At 68.7% G+C, this 19,088-nt stretch carries 16 protein-coding genes and 2 tRNA genes; 15 read left to right on the top strand and 3 right to left on the bottom strand.

What is annotated here, in order from left to right:
• The first annotated feature begins 176 nt into the window (after nt 1-176).
• From D892_RS0139635 to D892_RS0139585, 10 genes are all read left to right on the top strand, one after another.
• On the top strand, nt 177-1,133 hold the full coding sequence (locus D892_RS0139635) for a substrate-binding domain-containing protein (protein ID WP_024806555.1): 957 nt from the start codon (nt 177-179) through the stop codon (nt 1,131-1,133).
• A gap of 16 nt (nt 1,134-1,149) precedes the next feature.
• Nucleotides 1,150-2,202 (top strand): ABC transporter permease, encoded by a 1,053-nt coding sequence (locus D892_RS0139630; RefSeq protein WP_051499407.1) that lies wholly within the window; start codon nt 1,150-1,152, stop codon nt 2,200-2,202.
• Nucleotides 2,199-3,014, top strand: a complete 816-nt coding sequence (locus tag D892_RS0139625; protein WP_024806553.1) for an ATP-binding cassette domain-containing protein — start codon at nt 2,199-2,201, stop codon at nt 3,012-3,014. Before D892_RS0139630 ends, D892_RS0139625 begins: the two co-directional genes overlap by 4 nt.
• A gap of 45 nt (nt 3,015-3,059) precedes the next feature.
• Nucleotides 3,060-4,898, top strand: a complete 1,839-nt coding sequence (gene iolD, locus D892_RS0139620; RefSeq protein WP_024806552.1) for a 3D-(3,5/4)-trihydroxycyclohexane-1,2-dione acylhydrolase (decyclizing) — start codon at nt 3,060-3,062, stop codon at nt 4,896-4,898.
• 31 nt (nt 4,899-4,929) lie between these two features.
• On the top strand, nt 4,930-5,142 hold the full coding sequence (locus D892_RS0139615) for a cold-shock protein (RefSeq protein WP_024806551.1): 213 nt from the start codon (nt 4,930-4,932) through the stop codon (nt 5,140-5,142).
• Nucleotides 5,143-5,706: 564 nt separating this feature from the next.
• Nucleotides 5,707-5,913, top strand: coding sequence for a cold-shock protein (locus D892_RS0139605; RefSeq protein WP_024806550.1), 207 nt, complete (start codon nt 5,707-5,709; stop codon nt 5,911-5,913).
• A gap of 228 nt (nt 5,914-6,141) precedes the next feature.
• A complete protein-coding gene (locus D892_RS0139600; protein ID WP_063629994.1) occupies nt 6,142-8,166 on the top strand; it encodes an ATP-binding protein in 2,025 nt (674 codons plus the stop codon).
• A gap of 101 nt (nt 8,167-8,267) precedes the next feature.
• The gene (gene serA, locus D892_RS0139595) at nt 8,268-9,866 is read left to right on the top strand and encodes a phosphoglycerate dehydrogenase (protein WP_024806548.1); all 1,599 of its coding nucleotides are present in this window, start codon (nt 8,268-8,270) and stop codon (nt 9,864-9,866) included.
• A 202-nt stretch (nt 9,867-10,068) separates the two neighbouring features.
• Nucleotides 10,069-11,076: a 3-isopropylmalate dehydrogenase gene (locus D892_RS0139590; protein WP_024806547.1), complete on the top strand. Its 1,008-nt coding sequence runs from the start codon at nt 10,069-10,071 to the stop codon at nt 11,074-11,076.
• A 174-nt stretch (nt 11,077-11,250) separates the two neighbouring features.
• Nucleotides 11,251-11,850, top strand: a complete 600-nt coding sequence (locus D892_RS0139585; RefSeq protein WP_024806546.1) for a Uma2 family endonuclease — start codon at nt 11,251-11,253, stop codon at nt 11,848-11,850.
• A gap of 115 nt (nt 11,851-11,965) precedes the next feature.
• On the opposite strand, the gene D892_RS0139580 is transcribed toward D892_RS0139585, so the two are convergent.
• Nucleotides 11,966-13,159 carry an MFS transporter gene (locus tag D892_RS0139580; protein ID WP_024806545.1) on the bottom strand — a complete coding sequence of 398 codons (1,194 nt, stop codon included), beginning with the start codon at nt 13,157-13,159 and terminating at the stop codon, nt 11,966-11,968.
• A 169-nt stretch (nt 13,160-13,328) separates the two neighbouring features.
• Between D892_RS0139580 and D892_RS0139575 the strand changes: the two genes are divergently transcribed.
• From D892_RS0139575 to D892_RS0139560, 4 genes are all read left to right on the top strand, one after another.
• Nucleotides 13,329-14,105 (top strand): fumarylacetoacetate hydrolase family protein, encoded by a 777-nt coding sequence (locus tag D892_RS0139575; RefSeq protein WP_024806544.1) that lies wholly within the window; start codon nt 13,329-13,331, stop codon nt 14,103-14,105.
• Nucleotides 14,106-14,119: 14 nt separating this feature from the next.
• The gene (gene gltX, locus D892_RS0139570) at nt 14,120-15,589 is read left to right on the top strand and encodes a glutamate--tRNA ligase (RefSeq protein WP_024806543.1); all 1,470 of its coding nucleotides are present in this window, start codon (nt 14,120-14,122) and stop codon (nt 15,587-15,589) included.
• 93 nt (nt 15,590-15,682) lie between these two features.
• Nucleotides 15,683-15,754: transfer RNA gene (locus tag D892_RS0139565), tRNA-Gln, on the top strand.
• A gap of 29 nt (nt 15,755-15,783) precedes the next feature.
• A tRNA-Glu gene (locus tag D892_RS0139560) sits at nt 15,784-15,856 on the top strand.
• A 347-nt stretch (nt 15,857-16,203) separates the two neighbouring features.
• Here D892_RS0139560 and D892_RS0139555 read toward each other — a convergent pair.
• Both D892_RS0139555 and D892_RS0139550 read right to left on the bottom strand, forming a co-directional pair.
• Nucleotides 16,204-16,704 carry a pyridoxamine 5'-phosphate oxidase family protein gene (locus tag D892_RS0139555; protein ID WP_024806542.1) on the bottom strand — a complete coding sequence of 167 codons (501 nt, stop codon included), beginning with the start codon at nt 16,702-16,704 and terminating at the stop codon, nt 16,204-16,206.
• Between the two features lie 63 nt (nt 16,705-16,767).
• Nucleotides 16,768-17,469, bottom strand: a complete 702-nt coding sequence (locus D892_RS0139550; RefSeq protein WP_024806541.1) for an IclR family transcriptional regulator — start codon at nt 17,467-17,469, stop codon at nt 16,768-16,770.
• Between the two features lie 187 nt (nt 17,470-17,656).
• Here D892_RS0139550 and leuC point away from each other — a divergent pair, with 187 nt between their 5' ends.
• The gene (gene leuC, locus D892_RS0139545) at nt 17,657-19,081 is read left to right on the top strand and encodes a 3-isopropylmalate dehydratase large subunit (protein WP_024806540.1); all 1,425 of its coding nucleotides are present in this window, start codon (nt 17,657-17,659) and stop codon (nt 19,079-19,081) included.
• Nucleotides 19,082-19,088: the final 7 nt, after the last annotated feature.

The raw sequence follows: 19,088 nt of genomic DNA, 5'->3' as shown, positions 1-19,088 counted from the left end.
CTGGTGGCATCGCGCGCAGGCGTGTCGGCCGGGAGTCGCACGAGGCGGTCCCCGCGACTGCCCGGGGCCTTCGGTTCGGCCGCGCACGGAGCGGCCGGGGTGCGCGGGAGTCCACGCGGGCTACTTCGCGCAATGGGTGTTCCGGCGAGCCGGGGCGCGGTGGATTTCTGCGTCGGGTGCTGCCGGTACTCGCCGGCGGGATGGTGCTGGCCGCGTGCAGCGGGCCGGGCGCCGATGTGCCGGTGCCGAATGACCGGACGCCGGTGGCGGCGGGGAAGTTCGAGTCCGTCGCCGTGGTTACCCACGGCACGCCCGGCGACGCGTTCTGGAACGTGGTGCAGAACGGCGCCCAGGCCGCGGGTAAGGATCTGGGCGTCCGCGTCGACTACAACTCCGCGGGCGATCCGGGACAGCAGGCCAAGCTCATCGACAACGCGGTGGCGCAGCGCGTGGACGGGCTGGTGGTGTCGATGGCGAATCCGGATGCGCTGCGCCCGTCCGTCGAACGCGCCGTCGCCGCGGGAATCCCGGTGGTGACCATCAACTCCGGCGAGGCCGAGAGCGCGAGGTTCGGGGCGATCGGCCACGTCGGCCAGAGCGAACGGTCGGCGGGCGAGGCCGCCGGCGCCCGGCTGCGGCAGGCCGGAAAGGCCAAGCCGCTCTGCGTGATTCACGAGGCAGGCAACGTCGGGGCGGCCGAGCGCTGCGGTGGCGCCATGCAGGGGTACGGCAACGCCACCACCCTGCAGGTCGACATCAACAACCCGACCGACGCGCAGGCCCGCATCAAGGGCGCGCTGGAGGCCGACCGGTCGATCGATGCGGTGCTGACGCTGAACTCGCAGATCGCCGCGCGCGCCGTCGCGGCGGTGCGGGAGTCGCGGTCGGCCGCGGCGGTGGCCACCTTCGACCTGAATTCCGATGTGGTGGACGCGATCCGGGCCGGCGCGCTGCTGTTCGCCGTCGACCAGCAGCAATACGAGCAGGGCTACCTGCCGGTGACGATGCTGCGGCTGTACCGGGCCAATCTGAACGCCGTCGGCGGTGGCCGGGCGGTGCAGACCGGTCCGGCCTTCGTCGACTCCGGCACCGTCGACGCCATCGCCGGGCTCGTGGCACAGGGCACCCGGTGAGGACAGGAGTGGCGGAATGAGTGCTTCCACAACCGTTTCCGAGGCGGCGCCACCGGCGTCCGGGGTGCGGTCCTCGCTGGTGAACCGGCTGATCGTGCGGCCGGAGATCGGCTCCGCGCTCGGCGCCGTGCTGGTGTTCGTGTTCTTCTCGGTGATCACCGAGGAGTTCCTCAGCCCGCTCGGCGTCGCCACCTGGCTCGACGACGCCTCCACGCTGGGCATCATGGCGATCGCCGTGGCGCTGTTGATGATCGGCGGCGAGTTCGACCTGTCGGCCGGGGTCATGACGGCCTCGACCGCGCTGGTCACCGCGCTGCTGGCGGTGCACGCCGGCTGGAACGTGTGGCCCGCGCTGCTGGTGTCGCTGCTGTTCGCGCTGGCCGTCGGCGCGTTCAACGGCTGGCTGGTGATGCGCACCGGGCTACCGAGTTTCATCGTCACGCTCGGCACCTTCCTTGCCCTGCAAGGGATCAACCTCGGTGTGACCCGGCTGGTCACCGATACCGTGCAGGTGTCCGGGATCCGATCGTCGTCCGGATACGACTCGGCCGGTTGGATTTTCGCGTCGACCACCGACCTCGGCGAGGCCCGGATCCAGGCCTCGGTGGTGTGGTGGATCGCACTCACCGCGATTGCGGCGCTGGTGCTGATGCGCACCAGGTTCGGCAACTGGGTGTTCGCGGTCGGCGGGGTCCTGCCGGGTGCGCGCGCCGTCGGTGTGCCCGTGGTGCGGACGAAGATCGTCCTCTTCATGACCACCGCGTTCGCGGGCTGGGTGGTCGGTTCCTGCAACATCCTGCGGTTCGCCGGCGTGCAGGCCAACCAGGGGGTAGGGCTGGAGTTCCAGTACATCATCGCCGCCGTCGTCGGGGGCTGCCTGCTCACCGGTGGTTTCGGATCGGTGGTCGGCGCGGCGATCGGCGCGCTGATCTTCGGCATGGCCCGGCAGGGCATCGTGTTCGCGCGCTGGGACAGCGACTGGTTCATGTTGTTCCTCGGCGTGCTGCTGCTCTCGGCGGTGCTGGTCAACAACGCGTTCAAGAAGCGGGCGGAAAGGGTGCGACGATGACGGTTCCGCCGAACGAGCCCTCACATGTCGAGACGCCACTGATCGAAACGCACGGCATCGGAAAGAGTTACGGCGGCGTGGTGGCGCTGCGGGACGTGTCCATGGTGGTCGATCCGGGCGAGGTCACCTGCGTGCTCGGAGACAACGGCGCGGGCAAGTCGACCCTGATCAAGATCCTCTCCGGCGTGCACCGGCACGACACCGGGGAGCTGAGGGTCGACGGGAAACCGACCGTATTCGGCTCTCCGCGTGCGGCATTGGATCTCGGTATCGCCACCGTGTACCAGGATCTGGCCGTGGTGCCGCTGATGAGCGTGTGGCGCAACTTCGTGCTCGGCGCGGAACCCACCGTCGGCATCGGCCCGTTCCGGCTGCTGGACCGGCGCAAGGCCGTCGACACCACCCGGAAGGCGCTGGCGGACATGGGCATAGACCTGCGCGACATGGATCAGCCGGTCGGCACGCTGTCCGGCGGTCAGCGGCAGTGCGTCGCCATCGCCCGCGCGGTCCACCACGGCGCCAAGGTGCTGATCCTCGACGAGCCGACGGCGGCGCTGGGCGTCAAGCAGACCGGTGTCGTGCTGCGTTACGTGGTGCAGGCCCGCGACCGCGGCGTGGGCGTCGTCCTCATCACGCACAACCCGCATCACGCCTACCCGGTCGGCGACCGGTTCCTGCTGCTCGAGCGCGGCGGCGTGCTCGGCACCTACGAGAAGTCCGAGATCGACCTGGCGGAGCTGACCAGGCAGATGGCCGGCGGCGCGGAACTCGAAGCGCTGCAACACGAATTGGACCGGGTGGTGCCGCAATGAGCGAGCCGGCGCGCGACCGATCCGGACCGGTAAGGGGCGATCCGCATGAAACTGACCACCGCACAAGCGCTCGTCGCCTGGATGATCGCTCAGCATTCGGAGACGCTGGACGGTCGTGAGGTCCCGCTGTTCCCGGCGGTTTTCGCGATTTTCGGGCACGGCAACGTGCTCGGGATGGGGACCGCGCTGGAGGAACGGCGCGATGTGGTTCCGGTGTGGCGCGGGCACACCGAGCAGGGCATGGCGCTGGCTGCGGTCGGGCTGGCGAAGGCCACGCACCGGCGGCAGGTGGGGGCGGCGACCTCGTCCATCGGTCCCGGTGCGCTGAACATGGTGACGGCGGCCGGTGTCGCGCACGCCGATCGCCTTCCGCTGCTGTTGCTTCCGGCCGACACGTTCGTCGGTCGTGCCCCCGACCCGGTTCTGCAGCAGGTGGAGAACTTCGGCGATCCGACGGTGACGGCGAACGACGCCTTTCGCCCGGTCAGCCGCTACTTCGACCGCATCACCCGGCCCGAGCAGCTGATGGCGACCCTGCCGCAGGTGGCGCGGGTGCTGACCGACCCGGCCGACGTGGGCCCGGTGACGCTGGCGCTGCCGCAGGACGTGCAGGCCGAGACCAGCGATTTCCCGGCCGCGCTCTTCGATCCGGTCGTGCATCGGATCGCCCGGCCGCGGCCCGATCGCGACGTGCTCGCGGAGGCGGCCCGCGCTCTGCGCGCGGCGCATCGGCCGCTGCTGGTGCTGGGCGGGGGAGTGCGCTACTCGGGCGCCGGTATGCGGGCGCTGGAACTGGCGCAGCGGCACGGCATCCCGGTCGCCGAGACCACGGCCGGCCGCACCCTGATTCCGCACGATCACCCGCTGTACGCCGGGCCCCTGGGCATCACCGGCTCGGCCTCGGCGAATGCCCTTGCCGCCGAGGCGGATCTGATTTTCGCCGTGGGAACCCGGTTGCAGGACTTCACGACCGCGTCCTGGACGGTATTCACGCCCGGTGTCCGGCTGGTCTCCGTCAATACCGCCCGCTTCGACGCCGTCAAGCACCGCGCGCTCGATGTGGTCGCCGATGCCGGTGCGGCACTGGAGGATCTGGCACCGCGGCTGGCCGACTGGCGGGCGGATCCGTCGTGGAGTTCCCGCGCGGCCGATGTGCGCCGCGAATGGGACGCCTACATCACCAAGCTGCGCGCCCCGGAGGGAGGAATTCCCAGCTATGCCCAGATCGTCGGCGCCGTCAACGATCTCAGCGAACCCACCGACTACGTGATGGCGGCATCCGGCGGCCTGCCCGGCGAGCTCGTCGGCGGTTGGCGCGCGGTGGGCGGCGAGCCGACCATGGACGTCGAATACGGATTCTCCTGCATGGGATACGAGGTGGCCGGCGCGTGGGGCGCGGCGATGGCGCACCGCCGCGGCCTGGTCACCACCATGCTCGGCGACGGCTCCTACCTGATGCTCAACTCCGAGCTGTACTCGGCGGCGTTCGCCGGTCACCCGCTGGTGGCGGTCGTGTGCGACAACGAGGGTTACGCGGTCATCGCCCGGTTGCAGCAGGATCAGGGCGGCAACGCCTTCAACAACTTCTACGGCCAGTGCCGCTCCAACCACGCCGAACCGCCCCGGGTGGATTTCGCCGCCCATGCCCGGGCGCTGGGCTGTTCCGTGTTCACCGCCGCCGACGTGGCCGAGTTCCGGGCGGCCTACGCGGGTGCGCGGGCCGCGGCGCTGGCCGAGTCGCGCCCCGCCGTGGTGGTCGTGCGCACCCAGCCGTCGACCTGGACCGAATCCGGCGCCTGGTGGGAGGTCGGTGTCCCCGCGCACCTGTCCGGCCGCGCGGCCTACGATGCTGCCAAGCCCGGCCAGGTGCGGATCACCCGGTGAGGCTCGGCTCGCAGGCGAGAAGGTATGAGAGATGGCGCACGGCACGGTCAAGTGGTTCGACAGTGAGAAGGGGTTCGGTTTCATCACCGCCGACGGCGGCGGCCCGGATGTCTTCGTCGACTACACCGAGGTCGAGGGTTCGGGCTTCCGGTCGCTGGCGGAGGGCGAGCGGGTGGAGTTCGAGATCCGTCGCGCCAAGGCGGGACCCGAGGCCAAGGGCGTGCGCGTGCTCCGGCACCGGTAGTGTGGCCTGGCCCACACTCCCCTAATGGTGTTGCGGGAGTCACTTTTCAGCTAATGCGGCTAACGGCTATTTATCCGCGGCGTATATAACGGTTGTCAGCCAGTTCGACCGGGATTTGTAAAGGAGAAACATTCTATGATCCCCGTTATCATCGACACCGGTAGCGCCGCTCTGGGCGGTCTGTTCGACACGTTCGGCTCGGCCTTCCACGGCCTGCTCGACACCCTGTGGACCGGCTCGTTCGGGGGCTGACCTCGTACGACGGCGGGGTGAGCAGCCCCTGGGTCCGGCCCCGGACGGTTCTCCGTTCGGGGCCGGACCCATATCGTACGGAGCATGGTATGTCGCCGGCCCTGATCCATGCCCAGCCCGAAGATGCGCTATAACGGTACGATAACTACGATAATCACTGTGGGATAACAAGATTGGTAGCAGACCACCCGCAACCCCCTGCCCGAGCGCGATCACAGTGGCGAATCCGCGACCGCGCGTGGCAGTGTGGACTGTTGAGACCGGGTCTGCCGTATGGATTGGCCGGCTCGGCTCGTCAACAGAAGGTATGAAATGGCGCAAGGCGTAGTGAAGTGGTTCAACAGCGAGAAGGGCTTCGGGTTCATCGCGCAGGACAACGGTGGTCCCGACGTGTTCGTGCACTACTCGGCTGTGGCCGGGACGGGCTTCCGTTCCCTCGATGAAGGTCAGCGTGTGGAGTTCGAGATCGGCCAGGGCCAGAAGGGCCCGCAGGCCCAGGGCGTCCGCGTGATCGCGTGATCTGATCCACGACTTTCCAAGGGCCCGGCACCTTTTCGGTGCGGGGCCCTTGTGCGTCTCCGGGTCGGGACCGGTCGGTAACCGTTCCGAGACTGGCAGCAAACACCGGGACCTGGTCGTGACGACCTGGTCGTTTTCCGTTCAGCCCCTGGTCGATAGGGCCGTGAACGATGGTGGCAGCGGTAGCTGAACGGCGGCTGCCCGACGGGGACCGGGAGAACCCGAACCATGTACAGCGACGTGCAGGCCGGTCACAAGTACACGATGCGGATCAGTCGGCTGGCCATCGACAAACTGGGAATCAAACTCTACGACCGAGTTTCGGCGGTTCTGGCCGAACTCATCGCCAACTCCTACGACGCCGACGCCACCGAGGTGGCAGTGACCCTGCCCTGGGGCGTCACGCTGGCGGGCACCGTGCGGGCCGCCGAGGAACCGCAGTTCGAGATCGTCGTCACCGACAACGGCCACGGCATGACCGCCGCCGAGGTGAACGAGCACTATCTGATGGTCGGCTCGGATCGCCGGCAGCGCACCGGCTCGGATCTGTCCCGCGAACGCGGGCGACCGGTCATGGGGCGCAAGGGGATCGGGAAGCTGGCGGCCTTCGGCATCTGCCGGACCATCGAGGTGATCTCCGCGGGCAGCGGGCCCGGCGACCGTGCGGCCGAGGGCTGGCCGGTGTCGCACATCGTGATGGATCTCTACGACATGCTCTCCGACACCGAGAGCGACTACTACCCGAAGATCGGTGCGCGCGACGGCACTACGAGCCCGGACCGGGGCACCACGGTCATCCTGCGGGACTTCATCCGCAAGCGGGTGAACTCGGGGCCGGAGCTGAATCGGCAGCTGGCGGCGCGATTCGGCATCGAACGCCCGGACTGGCGGGTCGAGGTGCACAACGGCCTGGTCGCCGGGGAGAGCTTCATCCTCAGCGATCTGCCGATCGACGTGATGGAGGAGACCCGGGTCGACGTGGTGCGCAGGCCCGTCCGCCTCGGCCGCCAGACGCTGCCGGTGTCGGGGTGGATCGCCTACTCCAAGCACCCCTACCGGGACGAGGCGATGGCCGGCGTGCGGATCTACGCGCGTGGCAAGATCGTCGCGCAGACCCGGGACTTCGGCATCTCCGACCGGTTCACCGGCGAGTTCAAGTTGCGCTCGTACCTGGTCGGGGCCATCCACGTGGACTGGCTCGACGAGGACGAGGACCTGGTCCGCTCCGACCGCCAGGACATCATGTGGAATTCGCCCCGCGGCGCGGCGCTGGCCGTCTGGGGCCACGATCTGATCAAGCAGATCGGCCGGAGGGGCGAGCGGTCGATCCGGCGGCGGGTCTGGACCGAGTTCGTGGAGAAGTCCCGCCTGTACGACGTGCTGGAATCGATCGCCCCCGGCGACAGCATGTTTCGGGACGCGGTGGTCGATGCCGCCCGAATCCTGGTGGCGAACAAGGACCGTGCCGCCCTGGAAGAGGCCGGATATGTGGAAAGCATTGTGCGGCTGGCGCTGTCGCTGGGCCCGCAGCGCAGCCTGCTGGAGACGTTGAAGGAGATCGCCGACGACGCCGATCCGCAGCTGGACGTGGTGGTGGCGCTGTTCGAGCGGGCCCGGGTGGCCGAGATCTACTCGCTGGGCCAGATCGCCAGCGAGCGGGTCGCCGTGGTGGACCGGCTGAGCACGCTGATCGACGACCGCCGCTCGCTGGAGCGGCCGTTCCAGGAGCTGATCGAGCGGGCGCCGTGGCTGCTGGCCCCGGAGTGGACGCCGCTCGGGATGAACGAATCGCTCAAGCGCGTGCGGGCCAGCTTCGAGCGCTGGTACGCGCAGAAGTTCGGGGTCACCCTGATCACGTCCTCGATCGGCAGCGAGAAGCGCGAACCGGATTTCGTGCTGCTGCACGACGCCGGCGAGCTGTGGATCGTGGAGATCAAGCGGATGGACTACCACCTCACCGACGAGGAGTACAACCGCGCCGTCAACTACCTGTACGCGCTCGACACCTTCCTCGACGACAACCCGAGCATCGGTACCCAGTTCCCGCGCCGGCGGCTGACGTTCATCGTCGACCACATCGACAAGCTGCATCCGGCCTCGCTGTCGTCGCTGGACAGCGACGCCCGGATCGACCGCCGGACCTGGCGCGAACTGCTCGATTCGACGTTGCGGGCGCACCGTGACTTCCTCGCCCGGGTGTACGCCATGCGCGGGTCGGAGGACGAGCGGTTCGGCGGGGTGCTTGCCGGATAGCCGGGACGCATGACTACCGGCCGGTACCCCGCGCTCGAACCGGGGCCATTAAGCTGGGCCGCGGTAAATGCCGATCCCACTTTTCTCAGGAGTGCCCCACAGTGAGCCAACATGGCCGTCCTGTTGTTCTCATCGCCGACAAGCTCGCCCAGTCGACCGTCGATGCGCTCGGTGACGGTGTCGAGGTTCGCTGGGTCGACGGCCCCAACCGAGCCGAGCTCCTGGCCGCCGTGCCGGAGGCGGACGCGCTGCTGGTGCGTTCGGCCACGACCGTCGACGCCGAGGTGCTCGAGGCCGGGAAGAATCTGAAGATCGTCGCCCGCGCCGGCGTCGGCCTGGACAACGTCGAGGTCCCCGCGGCCACCGAGCGCGGCGTCATGGTCGTCAACGCGCCGACCTCCAACATCCACACCGCCGCCGAGCACGCCGTCACGCTGCTGCTCGCCGCCGCCCGCCAGATCCCCGCGGCCGACGCCACGCTGCGCGAGCACACCTGGAAGCGCAGCAAGTTCACCGGTGTCGAGATCTTCGGCAAGACCGTCGGCGTGGTCGGCCTGGGCCGGATCGGGCAGCTGTTCGCGGCGCGGCTGGCCGCGTTCGAGACCAAGATCATCGCTTACGACCCCTACGTCTCGGCCGCGCGCGCCGCGCAGCTGGGCATCGAGCTGGTGTCGCTGGACGAGCTGTTGCGGCGCGCCGACCTGATCTCGGTGCACCTGCCGAAGACCCCGGAGACCAAGGGCCTGCTGTCGAAGGAGAAGCTGGCGCTGACCAAGCAGGGCGTCATCATCGTGAACGCCGCCCGCGGCGGGCTCATCGACGAGCAGGCCCTCGCCGACGCCATCACCTCCGGCCACGTCCGCGGTGCCGGCATCGACGTGTACGAGACCGAACCGTGCACCGACAGCCCGCTGTTCGAGCTGCCGCAGGTCGTCGTCACCCCGCACCTGGGCGCGTCGACGGCCGAGGCGCAGGACCGGGCCGGTACCGACGTCGCCAAGTCGGTGCTGCTCGCGCTGGCCGGCGAATTCGTGCCCGGTGCGGTGAACGTCACCGGCGGCACGGTCGGCGAGGAGGTCGCGCCGTGGCTGGAGATCGTGCGCAAGCAGGGTGTGCTGCTGGGCGCCCTGGCCAACGAGCTGCCGGTGAGCCTGGAGGTCGTGGTGCGCGGCGAGCTGTCCAGCGAAGACGTTGCGGTGCTGGAACTTTCCGCGCTGCGCGGCATCTTCTCGGCGCTGGTCGAGGACCCGGTCACGTTCGTCAACGCGCCGCAGCTGGCCCGTGACCGCGGCATCGACGCGTCGGTCACCACGGTCTCGGAGAGCCCGTCGCATCGCAGCCTGGTCGACCTGCGCGCGGTGTTCGGCGACGGCCGCACCCGCAATGTGGCCGGCACCCTGACCGAGCCGCGGCAGGTGCAGAAGATCGTCAACATCAACGGCCGCAACTACGACATGCGCGCCGAGGGCCTGAACCTGGCGGTGCTGAACTACGAGGACCGCCCCGGCGCGCTGGGCCGGATCGGCACCAAGCTGGGCGAGGCCGGGGTCGACATCCAGGCCGCACAGCTGAGCCAGGATGTCGATCAGGAAGGCGCGACAGTAGTACTACGTATCAACAAGGAAGTCCCCGCCGACGTGCAGGCCGCGATCGCCGAGACCGTCGGCGCCGCCAAGGTGGCCCAGGTCGACCTGAGCTGACCCTGCCCGTCGTCGCTGCGCGCGGATCCCGCACCGGGGTCCGCGCGCAGTGCTTTTCGGGGCTCATCAGTCGTCCGCGGGCCGCGAATCCACTATGCGAGACCGGCTTGCCCTGGTGAACAGGGTGATCGGGATGCCGGATAGGGTGGCGGTGCTTGGGCAGGCGTCGGGCAGGCGCACGAACGAATGGAGCTTTGGTCACATGAAGCTGGCTGTCATCCCGGGTGACGGTATCGGTCCCGAGGTCATCGCCGAGGCGCTGAAGGTGCTCGACGCGGTCGTCCCGGGCGTCGAGAAGACGCACTACGACCTCGGTGCCAAGCGATACCACGCGACCGGTGAGGTGCTGCCGGATTCGGTGCTGCCCGAGCTGAAACAGCACGACGCGATCCTGCTGGGCGCGATCGGCGATCCGTCGGTGCCGAGCGGGGTGCTGGAGCGGGGCCTGCTGCTGCGCACGCGCTTCGCGCTCGACCATCACGTGAACCTGCGGCCCTCCAAGCTGTTTCCCGGCGTGACCAGCCCGCTGTCGGGCGATCCGGATATCGACTTCGTGGTCGTGCGCGAGGGCACCGAGGGGCCCTACACCGGCACCGGCGGCGCCATCCGGGTGGAGACGCCGCACGAGGTCGCCACCGAGGTCAGCACCAACACCCGGTTCGGCATCGAGCGCGTGGTGCGCTACGCCTTTGATAAAGCACAGCGGAGGCGTCGTCATTTGACCCTGGTGCACAAGACCAACGTGCTGAGCTTCGCCGGCGCGCTGTGGCAGCGCACCGTGACCGAGGTCGGCGCCGAGTTCCCCGATATCGAGGTCGCCTACCAGCACATCGACGCCGCCACCATCCACATGGTCAACGACCCGGGCCGCTTCGACGTGATCGTCACCGACAACCTGTTCGGCGACATCATCACCGACCTGGCCGCCGCGGTCTCGGGCGGCATCGGCCTGGCCGCCTCCGGCAATATCGACGCCTCCGGCACCAACCCGAGCATGTTCGAGCCCGTACACGGCAGCGCCCCCGATATCGCCGGCCAGTCCAAGGCCGACCCCACCGCCGCCATCCTCTCGCTGTCGTTGCTGCTCACCCACCTCGGCAAGCCCGAAGAGGCCACCCGCATCGAATCCGCCATCGCCAAGGACCTCGCCTCCCGCACCGGCCCGGCGTCCACGGTGGAGATCGGCGAACGCATCGCGGGCGCGGTGTGAGCTGCCGATTCCAGGGAGATGCGGCCGCGTCGGCAGAGTCTTTGCAGGATGTTCCCGTCTGAGCCAGGGGTGAAGACCTGCGCCCGATGGGTGCACTAACGTCTAATGTGTCTAGTGTGAGGACTACATCCGTCGGGTGGCCTCGTCTGTGTGTCTTATCGAACTGGAGGCGGCATGACAGCGGAAAAGGTGCCCTGTATCGCTGACTTCGGGCCGTACACAGTCCTCGATCTGCATGATCTTCCGGAAGATGGCAAGGGTTTCGAGCTCGAGGACGGGTGGTTGATCGAGGTGGCGGCGGGGTATCGACACAACTGGATCGCTCGGCGTCTGGCGCGCATCGTCGAAGCCGCCGGCGACGGTTTGGTTGTGGCACTCGATGGGGGCGAGTGGGAAGTGAGTACCCCGAGCGGTGTGCGGAAACCGGATGTCGTTGTGGTGTCGACAGATCTGGCGCACGCGCTTCTCGCTGAGGAGATGCCGAAGCTGATTCCCGGTACGGAGTTGCTGCTTGCCGTCGAGGTGGTGTCACCCGGCAGCGCAAGCGAGCGTACCGATCGAGTTCGGAAGGTCCACGAGTACGCTGCGCTGGGAATCCCGCAGTACTGGCTCGTAGAGCAGCGTCCTGACGTACGCGTTCACAGGTTCGTGCTGGATGGCTCGTCGTACAAGTGTGAGCCCATTGTTGCGGCCGGATCGGAGTTCAGGGCAGATGTGAAGGCGGACACTGTATTTCCTGTCACTTTCGATCCTGCCGAACTCCTCGGTCACTGACCGGTCGGGTCGATGTCCTCCGGCCGTGTCCAGCGGTCTGGACGAATGCTGTTCGTATCGGGTCCCATCGTGAGGATGGCGAAATTCCAACTACCCCTGGGTATTCAACCAGCGGTCAGGAAATGGTTGTTCTCCCGTGGCGGGCGAGGGGGACCAAGGGGATTGCGGCGGTGGCGATTACGGCCGTGACCAGGTAGGTGGTGGGGAAGCCGGCGGCGGTGATCAGGGCGCCGAAGACGGGGGCGATGGCGGCGGAGGCCAGGTTCTGGCCGGTGTTCTGGATGCCCAGGCCGCGGCCGCTCCAGTAGGGGCCGGCGATCTCGGCGACGGCGGTGAAGGCCAGGCCGTTGTCGGCGACGGTGACGATCGAGGCCACCGCCAGGATCGGGAGCGCCGCCCACCACCAGTGCAGCCAGGACGCGATCGCCAAGGCACACATCGAGATTGCCGCCGCGACGGCGACCGTGCGCAGCGGGCGCAGCCGGCTGCCCACCCGGTCCGACCAGACCCCGGCGCCGATCCGGCCCGCGGCGCCCAGCAGCTGGGTGCCGGTGACCACCGCACCCGCCACCGGCAGCGACAGCCCGGCATCGCGATGCAACCACAGCAGCGCGAACGTCCACACCGTCGCCTGCGGAATCACCAGCAGCACAGAGACGGCGTGAATGCGCCACAGGGTGGTGTCGCCGCGGTACGGATTGTCCGGGTGCGTATTGCCGGCCGCCGACGGACGCGGCGGGTCGATGATTCCGAACCCGCACCCCACCGCGGCCACGCCCGCCATCACCGCCGGTACCAGGATCGCGGTGGAAAACCCGTGCGCCGCAGCGACGGCCGGGATGGTGAGCGCGCCGATCGCCACGCCCAGCGGCTGCGCGGTCTGCCGGATGCCCATCGCGAGTCCGCGCTGATGCGGCGGGAACCAGCCGACGATGACCCGCCCGCTGGCGCCGTTCGTGGAACCGGCGCCCATGCCGGCGACGAACAGCAGCGCCCCGAGCGCCGCGTAGCCGGTGACCATCGTGGCCGCCACGCCCGCCACGCACATCACCACCGGTCCGGCGACCAGGACCGTCCGCTCACCGACCCGGTCCACGGCGTACCCCCACGCGATCAGGGTGCACACCAGCCCCACGGTCGGCATCGCCACCAGCAGACCCGCTGTTGCCAAGGGCATTCCGCGTTCGGTCAGGGCCGGCAGGAGGAACGGTGCGCCGTGCACGATGACGGCGCTCGAGCTCTGCGCGAAGACGCCGAGGGCGAGCATGATCCACCGGCGGGTCGCGTGTATCTGGGCCGCGGCGGTCATACCCTCACCTCTGCTTCTCATATATTGGGAATATGTTCCTACCCTGTGAACATGACCCTCACGGTACACCCCGGCCCCGGGCCGGATTCGCCGCCCCGGAACACCTGCCCGGGCCCCGTGCAGACCACCCGGTCCGGCGTATATCACCAGATGGATAGACTGTCGAGTCATGCGCCTAGGTCGAGTTGCCAGTCCGGATGGGGTCGCGTTCGTCAGCATCGAGGGATCGAGCGCCGACGAGAGCACCGCCAAGGAAATCGCCGAACATCCGTTCGGAACACCGACGTTCACCGGCCGCAGCTGGCCGCTCGCCGACGTGCGGCTGCTGGCCCCGATCCTCGCCAGCAAGGTGGTGTGCGTCGGCAAGAACTACGCCGGCCATGTCCAGGAGATGGGCGGTGAGGCGCCCGCGGATCCGGTGATCTTCCTCAAGCCCAACACCGCCATCGTTGGGCCGAATGTCCCAATTGTGCTGCCGCCGAGTTCGTCTCAGGTCGATTACGAGGGCGAACTGGCCGTCGTGATCGGCCGCCCGTGCAAGGACGTGCCCGCCGCCCGCGCCCGTGAGGTGATCCTGGGCTACACCGTCGCCAACGACGTGACCGCCCGCGACCAGCAGCGGCACGACGGCCAGTGGACGCGCGGCAAGGGCTACGACACCTTCTGCCCGCTGGGCCCGTGGATCGACACCGCCGTCGACCCGGCCGACCTGGAGATCAGCACCGAGCTGGACGGCGACGTCCGCCAGCGCAGCCGCACTTCACTTCTGCTGCACGATATTCCGAAGCTGATCGAATGGGTCAGCACGGTGATGACGCTGCTGCCGGGTGACGTGATCCTCACGGGCACACCGGAAGGTGTAGGGCCGATGAAGGATGGGCAATCCGTCTCCGTAACGGTCGAGGGCATCGGCACCCTCACCAATCCCGTTGCCGCCAAACGTTGATCGAGAGAAGGAAGATGTCTGACGTACGGGTCCGCTTCTGCCCGTCGCCGACCGGCACGCCGCATGTCGGCCTGATCCGGTCGGCGCTGTTCAACTGGGCGTACGCCCGCCACCACGGCGGCAGCTTCGTGTTCCGCATCGAAGATACCGATGCCGCACGCGATTCCGAGGAATCCTACGGCGCGCTGCTGGACGCGCTGCGCTGGCTCGGGCTCACCTGGGACGAGGGTCCGGAGGTCGGCGGACCGTACGAGCCGTACCGGCAGTCGCTGCGGCGCGACCTTCATCTCGACGCGGTGCGGCGTTTGCTGGAGGCCGGGGAGGCCTACGAATCCTTCTCCACGCCAGAGGAAGTCGAGGCCCGTCATCGTGCCGCCGGACGCGATCCGAAGCTGGGCTACGACAACTTCGATCGCGACCTGACGGCGGAGCGGATCGCCGCGTACAAGGCCGAGGGCCGCCCGGCGGTGGTCCGGTTGCGCATGCCCGACAAGGCCATCGGCTGGCACGATCTGGTGCGCGGCGAAACCACCTTCGAGGCCGGGGCGGTGCCCGATTTCGCGCTCACCCGGGGCACCGGTGAGCCGCTGTACACGCTGGTCAACCCGCTCGACGACGCCCTGATGAAGATCACCCACGTGTTGCGCGGTGAGGACCTGCTCTCGTCCACTCCGCGGCAGATCGCGCTGTACGAGGCATTGCGGCGGATCGGGGTGGCCGAGTTCACTCCGCAATTCGGGCATCTGCCGCTCGTCCGGGGGCAGGGCAACAAGAAGTTGTCCAAGCGCGATCCGGAGTCCAATCTGTTCGTCCACCGCGACCGAGGATTCATCCCTGAGGGTTTGCTGAATTACCTCGCTTTGCTGGGTTGGAGCCTCGCGGACGACCGCGACGTCTTCTCGATGGCGGAGATGGTCGAGGCGTTCGACATATCGAAAGTAAATTCGAATCCGGCGCGCTTCGACCAGAAGAAGGCCGACGCGATCAACGCCGAGCACATTCGTTTGCTGGAGCCGGGCGATTTCGCCCACCGGCTGCGCGAGTACCTGACCGCGCAGGGGCACATCGGCGCGGAAGTGGACGAGAAGCTTTTCGAGACCGCGGCCGCGTTGGTGCAGACCCGGATCGTGGTACTCGGCGATGCCTGGGAACTGCTGAAGTTCCTGTTCGTCCCGGCCGAGGAGTTCACGGTCGATCCGGCCGCGGCACAAAAGAATCTCGGCCCTGACGCCGCCCCGGTGTTGGCGGCCGCCGACGCCGCTCTGGACGGCGTTGCGGAATGGTCGGCGGCTGCCCTCGAAGAGGCGCTGAAAACGGCGCTGGTGGACGATCTGGGCCTGAAACCGCGCAAGGCATTCGGGCCGGTGCGGGTCGCGGTGACGGGTTCGCACATCAGCCCGCCGCTGTACGAGTCGCTGGAGTTGCTGGGCCGGGCGGTCACCATGTCCCGGCTGCGGGCCGCGGCAGCCGGTCTGACCAGCTGATTTGTAGTTTTCCGGTGAGGGTTTGGTAATCTTTCACCCGGCCCGGAACGAGGCCGCCTCCCGGCCGGGGAGGCGGCTGAAAGCCCAGGTCATTGGGGTATGGTGTAATTGGCAACACAGCTGATTCTGGTTCAGCCATTCTAGGTTCGAGTCCTGGTACCCCAGCGGAGTACGTCTTCGGAGTACATCCACCTGGCCCCGTCGTCTAGCGGCCTAGGACGCCGCCCTCTCAAGGCGGTAGCGCGGGTTCGAATCCCGTCGGGGCTACACGAATGAGAGGCCCATGCCCATGGGGCATGGGCCTTTTTCGTTTCGCTATGTCTTTTGGGGGCGCGGCCCCCAAGCCCCTGCCCGGCGGGGCTTCGCCCCCCGGACCCCCCATCCTGTGGTGGCGTGAGGTGGTGGTCGGCGCCCTCGTTCGAGGCGGTGCTCGGTCCTCTCGTCGTGCCGGGTGCTCGGTGTCCTTGTCGTGCCTGTGGGTCGGTCTTCTTGTCGTCGCGGTGTGCGTCGGCCGGGATCTCACGGTGGATTCTGGTCACAAGCATGCCGGGATGACGACGGTCGGCAGGCCGGATGACGAGGGGAAGTGGGCCGGAACGACGAGAGGGTGGGGCTCAGTTCTGTGGGGGCCAGGTGCTGCCGCCCGGCGGCATCTCGGGTAGGCCCAGTTTGCGGTGGTCCCAGCTGCGGGTGCGCTCGGGGACCACCCGGATCGCGGTCCGCTTGTTCAGCATCGCCTCCACCATCGGGCGGGCCTCCTCGCTGTACGGGCCGGTGTAGCGCTCCCACACGCTGACCCCCACCCGGAACAGCGCCTCGGCATCGTCGACGATCTCGGCGCGGCCCTCGATGGAGACCCCGCGCAACTGGTCGTAGGTGTCGCCGGCCTCCACCAGCACCGTGACCCGCGGATCGCGGCGGATGTTGACCGCCTTCTGCGATTTGGCCTTGGTCTCGAACCAGATCTCCCCGTCGACCAGCCCGTACCACATGGCGGTGAGGTGCGGCAGGCCGGCGCGGCCCAGGGTGGCCAGCGTGATGATGCGGCTGTCGGTGAGGAACTCGGTGATCTCCGCGTCGGACATCACGATCTGCGCACGTTGATTAGCTCCCATGGGCCGACTGTACTTTACGGCGTATGGCCGACGTCACAGTGCGCCGCGGCGGACGAGGCGCCGCTACAGGCGCTTGTGCAGGGCGTCGGCCGCGGCGACCAGATCGGCGGCCCAGCGCGCCCCGGGGCGGCGGCCCATCCGATCGATCGGGCCCGAGACGGACACCGCGGCCACCACCGCGCCGGACGAGTCGCGCACGGGCGCGGAGACGCTGGCCACGCCGGCCGCCCGCTCGGCGGCGCTCTGCGCCCAGCCGCGGCGGCGCACCTCGGCCAGCGCCCGCTCGCCGAAGACGGCGTCGTTCAGCACGCCGTGCTGCAGCTCGGCGTCCGCCCAGGCCAGGAGTACCTTGGCCGCGGAACCCGCGGACAGCGGCAGGCGCGCGCCCACCGGCACGGTGTCGCGCAGGCCCGAGGTCGGTTCCAGCGCGGCGACGCAGACCCGCGAGTGGCCGTCCAGCCGGTAGAGCTGCACGCTCTCGCCGGTGATCTCGCGCAGCCGCGGCAGTACCGCGTTGGCGGCGTCCAGCAGCGGGTCGGCGGCGGTGGTGCCCAGCTCCGACAGGGCCGGACCGGGCCGCCACAGGCCGTTGGCGTCCCGGGTGAGCATCCGGTGCACCTCCAGGCCCACCGCCAGCCGGTGCGCGGTGGCGCGGGGCAGTCCGGTGCGGGTGCACAGCTCGTTGAGGCCGCACGGCTGCTCGGCCGCCGCGTAGAGCACGGCCATGGCTTTGTCGAGCACTCCGATGCCGCTATGCTGTCTCATAGAACGATATTAGCGTCTCGCATACTGAGATCTCCAAATCGGATCTCCCCTCGGACCGCCCCATCGCGAGGATCTCCGGATCGGGAGACATCCACATCGCGAGATCGCCACAGTCCGGGACGCGCCAACCGTAGCCGCGCCGTCAGCCCATATTCGGCGCGGAGCATCGAGCGAAAGGTGAGCAGAGATGGCCGATCGGCCACGCACCCTGGCGGAGAAGGTCTGGGACCAGCACGTCGTCGCGTACGGCGAGGGAGAGGGCGACGCGCGCGAACCCGATCTCCTCTACATCGACCTGCACCTGGTGCACGAGGTGACCAGTCCGCAGGCCTTCGACGGCCTGCGCGCGGCCGGCCGTCCGGTCCGCCGGACCGACCTCACCATCGCCACCGAGGACCACAACGTCCCGACCGTGGACATCGACCAGCCGATCGCGGACCCGGTTTCCCGCACCCAGGTCGAGACGCTGCGGCGCAACTGCGCCGAGTTCGGGGTCCGGCTGTACCCGATGGGCGATATCGAGCAGGGCATCGCGCACGTGGTCGGCCCGCAGCTGGGCCTGACCCAGCCGGGGATGACCGTGGTGTGCGGCGATTCGCACACCTCCACGCACGGCGCGTTCGGCGCGATCGCGATGGGCATCGGCACCAGCGAGGTCGAGCACGTGCTGGCCACCCAGACGCTGTCGCTGAGGCCGTTCAAGACCATGGCGATCAATATCGACGGGCAGCTGCCGCCGGGCGTCACGAGCAAGGACGTGATCCTGGCGGTGATAGCGAGGATCGGCACCGGCGGCGGCCAGGGGTATGTGCTGGAGTACCGGGGCGAGGCCGTGCGCGCCATGTCCATGGAGGCGCGGATGACGATGTGCAACATGTCCATCGAGGCCGGCGCCCGGGCGGGCATGGTCGCCCCCGACGAGGTCACCTACGCCTTCCTGCAGGGCCGCCCGCACGCACCGCAGGGCGCGGACTGGGATGCGGCGGTGGCGGCGTGGGAGGCGCTGAAGACCGACGAGGGCGCCGAATTCGACGCCGAGGTGCATATCGACGCCTCGACGCTGACCCCGTTCGTCACCTGGGGAACCAATCCGGGGCAGGGGGCGCCGCTGGGCGATTCCGTGCCGAATCCGGACGATATCGTCGACGAAACCGCGCGAGAATCCGCCGAGAAGGCACTGCGATACATGGATTTGGAGCCCGGAACTCCGCTTCGCGCGGTCCGGGTCGACACCGTATTCGTGGGCTCGTGCACCAATGGGCGGATCGAGGATCTGCGCGCCGTGGCCGGGGTATTGGACGGTCGCAAGGTGGCCGAGGGCGTGCGCCTGATGATCGTTCCGGGCTCGATGCGGGTGCGCGCACAGGCCGAATCCGAGGGGCTGGGCGAGATTTTCACCGCGGCCGGCGCGGAATGGCGGCAGGCCGGCTGCTCGATGTGCCTGGGCATGAATCCCGATCAACTTTCCCCCGGTCAGCGATGCGCCTCGACATCCAACCGCAACTTCGAGGGCAGGCAGGGCAAAGGCGGCCGTACGCACCTGGTTTCGCCGCTGGTCGCCGCGGCCACGGCGGTGCGCGGAACGCTGTCCTCACCTGCGGATCTGAACTGATCGGCCG

Source organism: Nocardia sp. BMG51109 (assembly GCF_000526215.1).
In the GTDB taxonomy this organism is placed as follows: Bacteria; Actinomycetota; Actinomycetes; order Mycobacteriales; family Mycobacteriaceae; genus Nocardia.
Note: the sequence above shows the minus strand (reverse complement) of the source record. Positions and strands in the feature narration are given on the sequence as shown.

Coding starts and splice junctions, on each gene's coding strand:
- D892_RS0139630 (WP_051499407.1), top strand. CDS start 1,150: ATGAGTGCTTCCACAACCGTTTCCGAGGCGGCGCCACCGGCGTCCGGG.
- D892_RS0139625 (WP_024806553.1), top strand. CDS start 2,199: ATGACGGTTCCGCCGAACGAGCCCTCACATGTCGAGACGCCACTGATC.
- iolD (WP_024806552.1), top strand. CDS start 3,060: ATGAAACTGACCACCGCACAAGCGCTCGTCGCCTGGATGATCGCTCAG.
- D892_RS0139615 (WP_024806551.1), top strand. CDS start 4,930: ATGGCGCACGGCACGGTCAAGTGGTTCGACAGTGAGAAGGGGTTCGGT.
- D892_RS0139605 (WP_024806550.1), top strand. CDS start 5,707: ATGGCGCAAGGCGTAGTGAAGTGGTTCAACAGCGAGAAGGGCTTCGGG.
- D892_RS0139600 (WP_063629994.1), top strand. CDS start 6,142: ATGTACAGCGACGTGCAGGCCGGTCACAAGTACACGATGCGGATCAGT.
- D892_RS0139590 (WP_024806547.1), top strand. CDS start 10,069: ATGAAGCTGGCTGTCATCCCGGGTGACGGTATCGGTCCCGAGGTCATC.
- D892_RS0139585 (WP_024806546.1), top strand. CDS start 11,251: ATGACAGCGGAAAAGGTGCCCTGTATCGCTGACTTCGGGCCGTACACA.
- D892_RS0139580 (WP_024806545.1), bottom strand. CDS start 13,159: ATGACCGCCGCGGCCCAGATACACGCGACCCGCCGGTGGATCATGCTC.
- D892_RS0139575 (WP_024806544.1), top strand. CDS start 13,329: ATGCGCCTAGGTCGAGTTGCCAGTCCGGATGGGGTCGCGTTCGTCAGC.
- gltX (WP_024806543.1), top strand. CDS start 14,120: ATGTCTGACGTACGGGTCCGCTTCTGCCCGTCGCCGACCGGCACGCCG.
- D892_RS0139555 (WP_024806542.1), bottom strand. CDS start 16,704: ATGGGAGCTAATCAACGTGCGCAGATCGTGATGTCCGACGCGGAGATC.
- D892_RS0139550 (WP_024806541.1), bottom strand. CDS start 17,469: ATGAGACAGCATAGCGGCATCGGAGTGCTCGACAAAGCCATGGCCGTG.
- leuC (WP_024806540.1), top strand. CDS start 17,657: ATGGCCGATCGGCCACGCACCCTGGCGGAGAAGGTCTGGGACCAGCAC.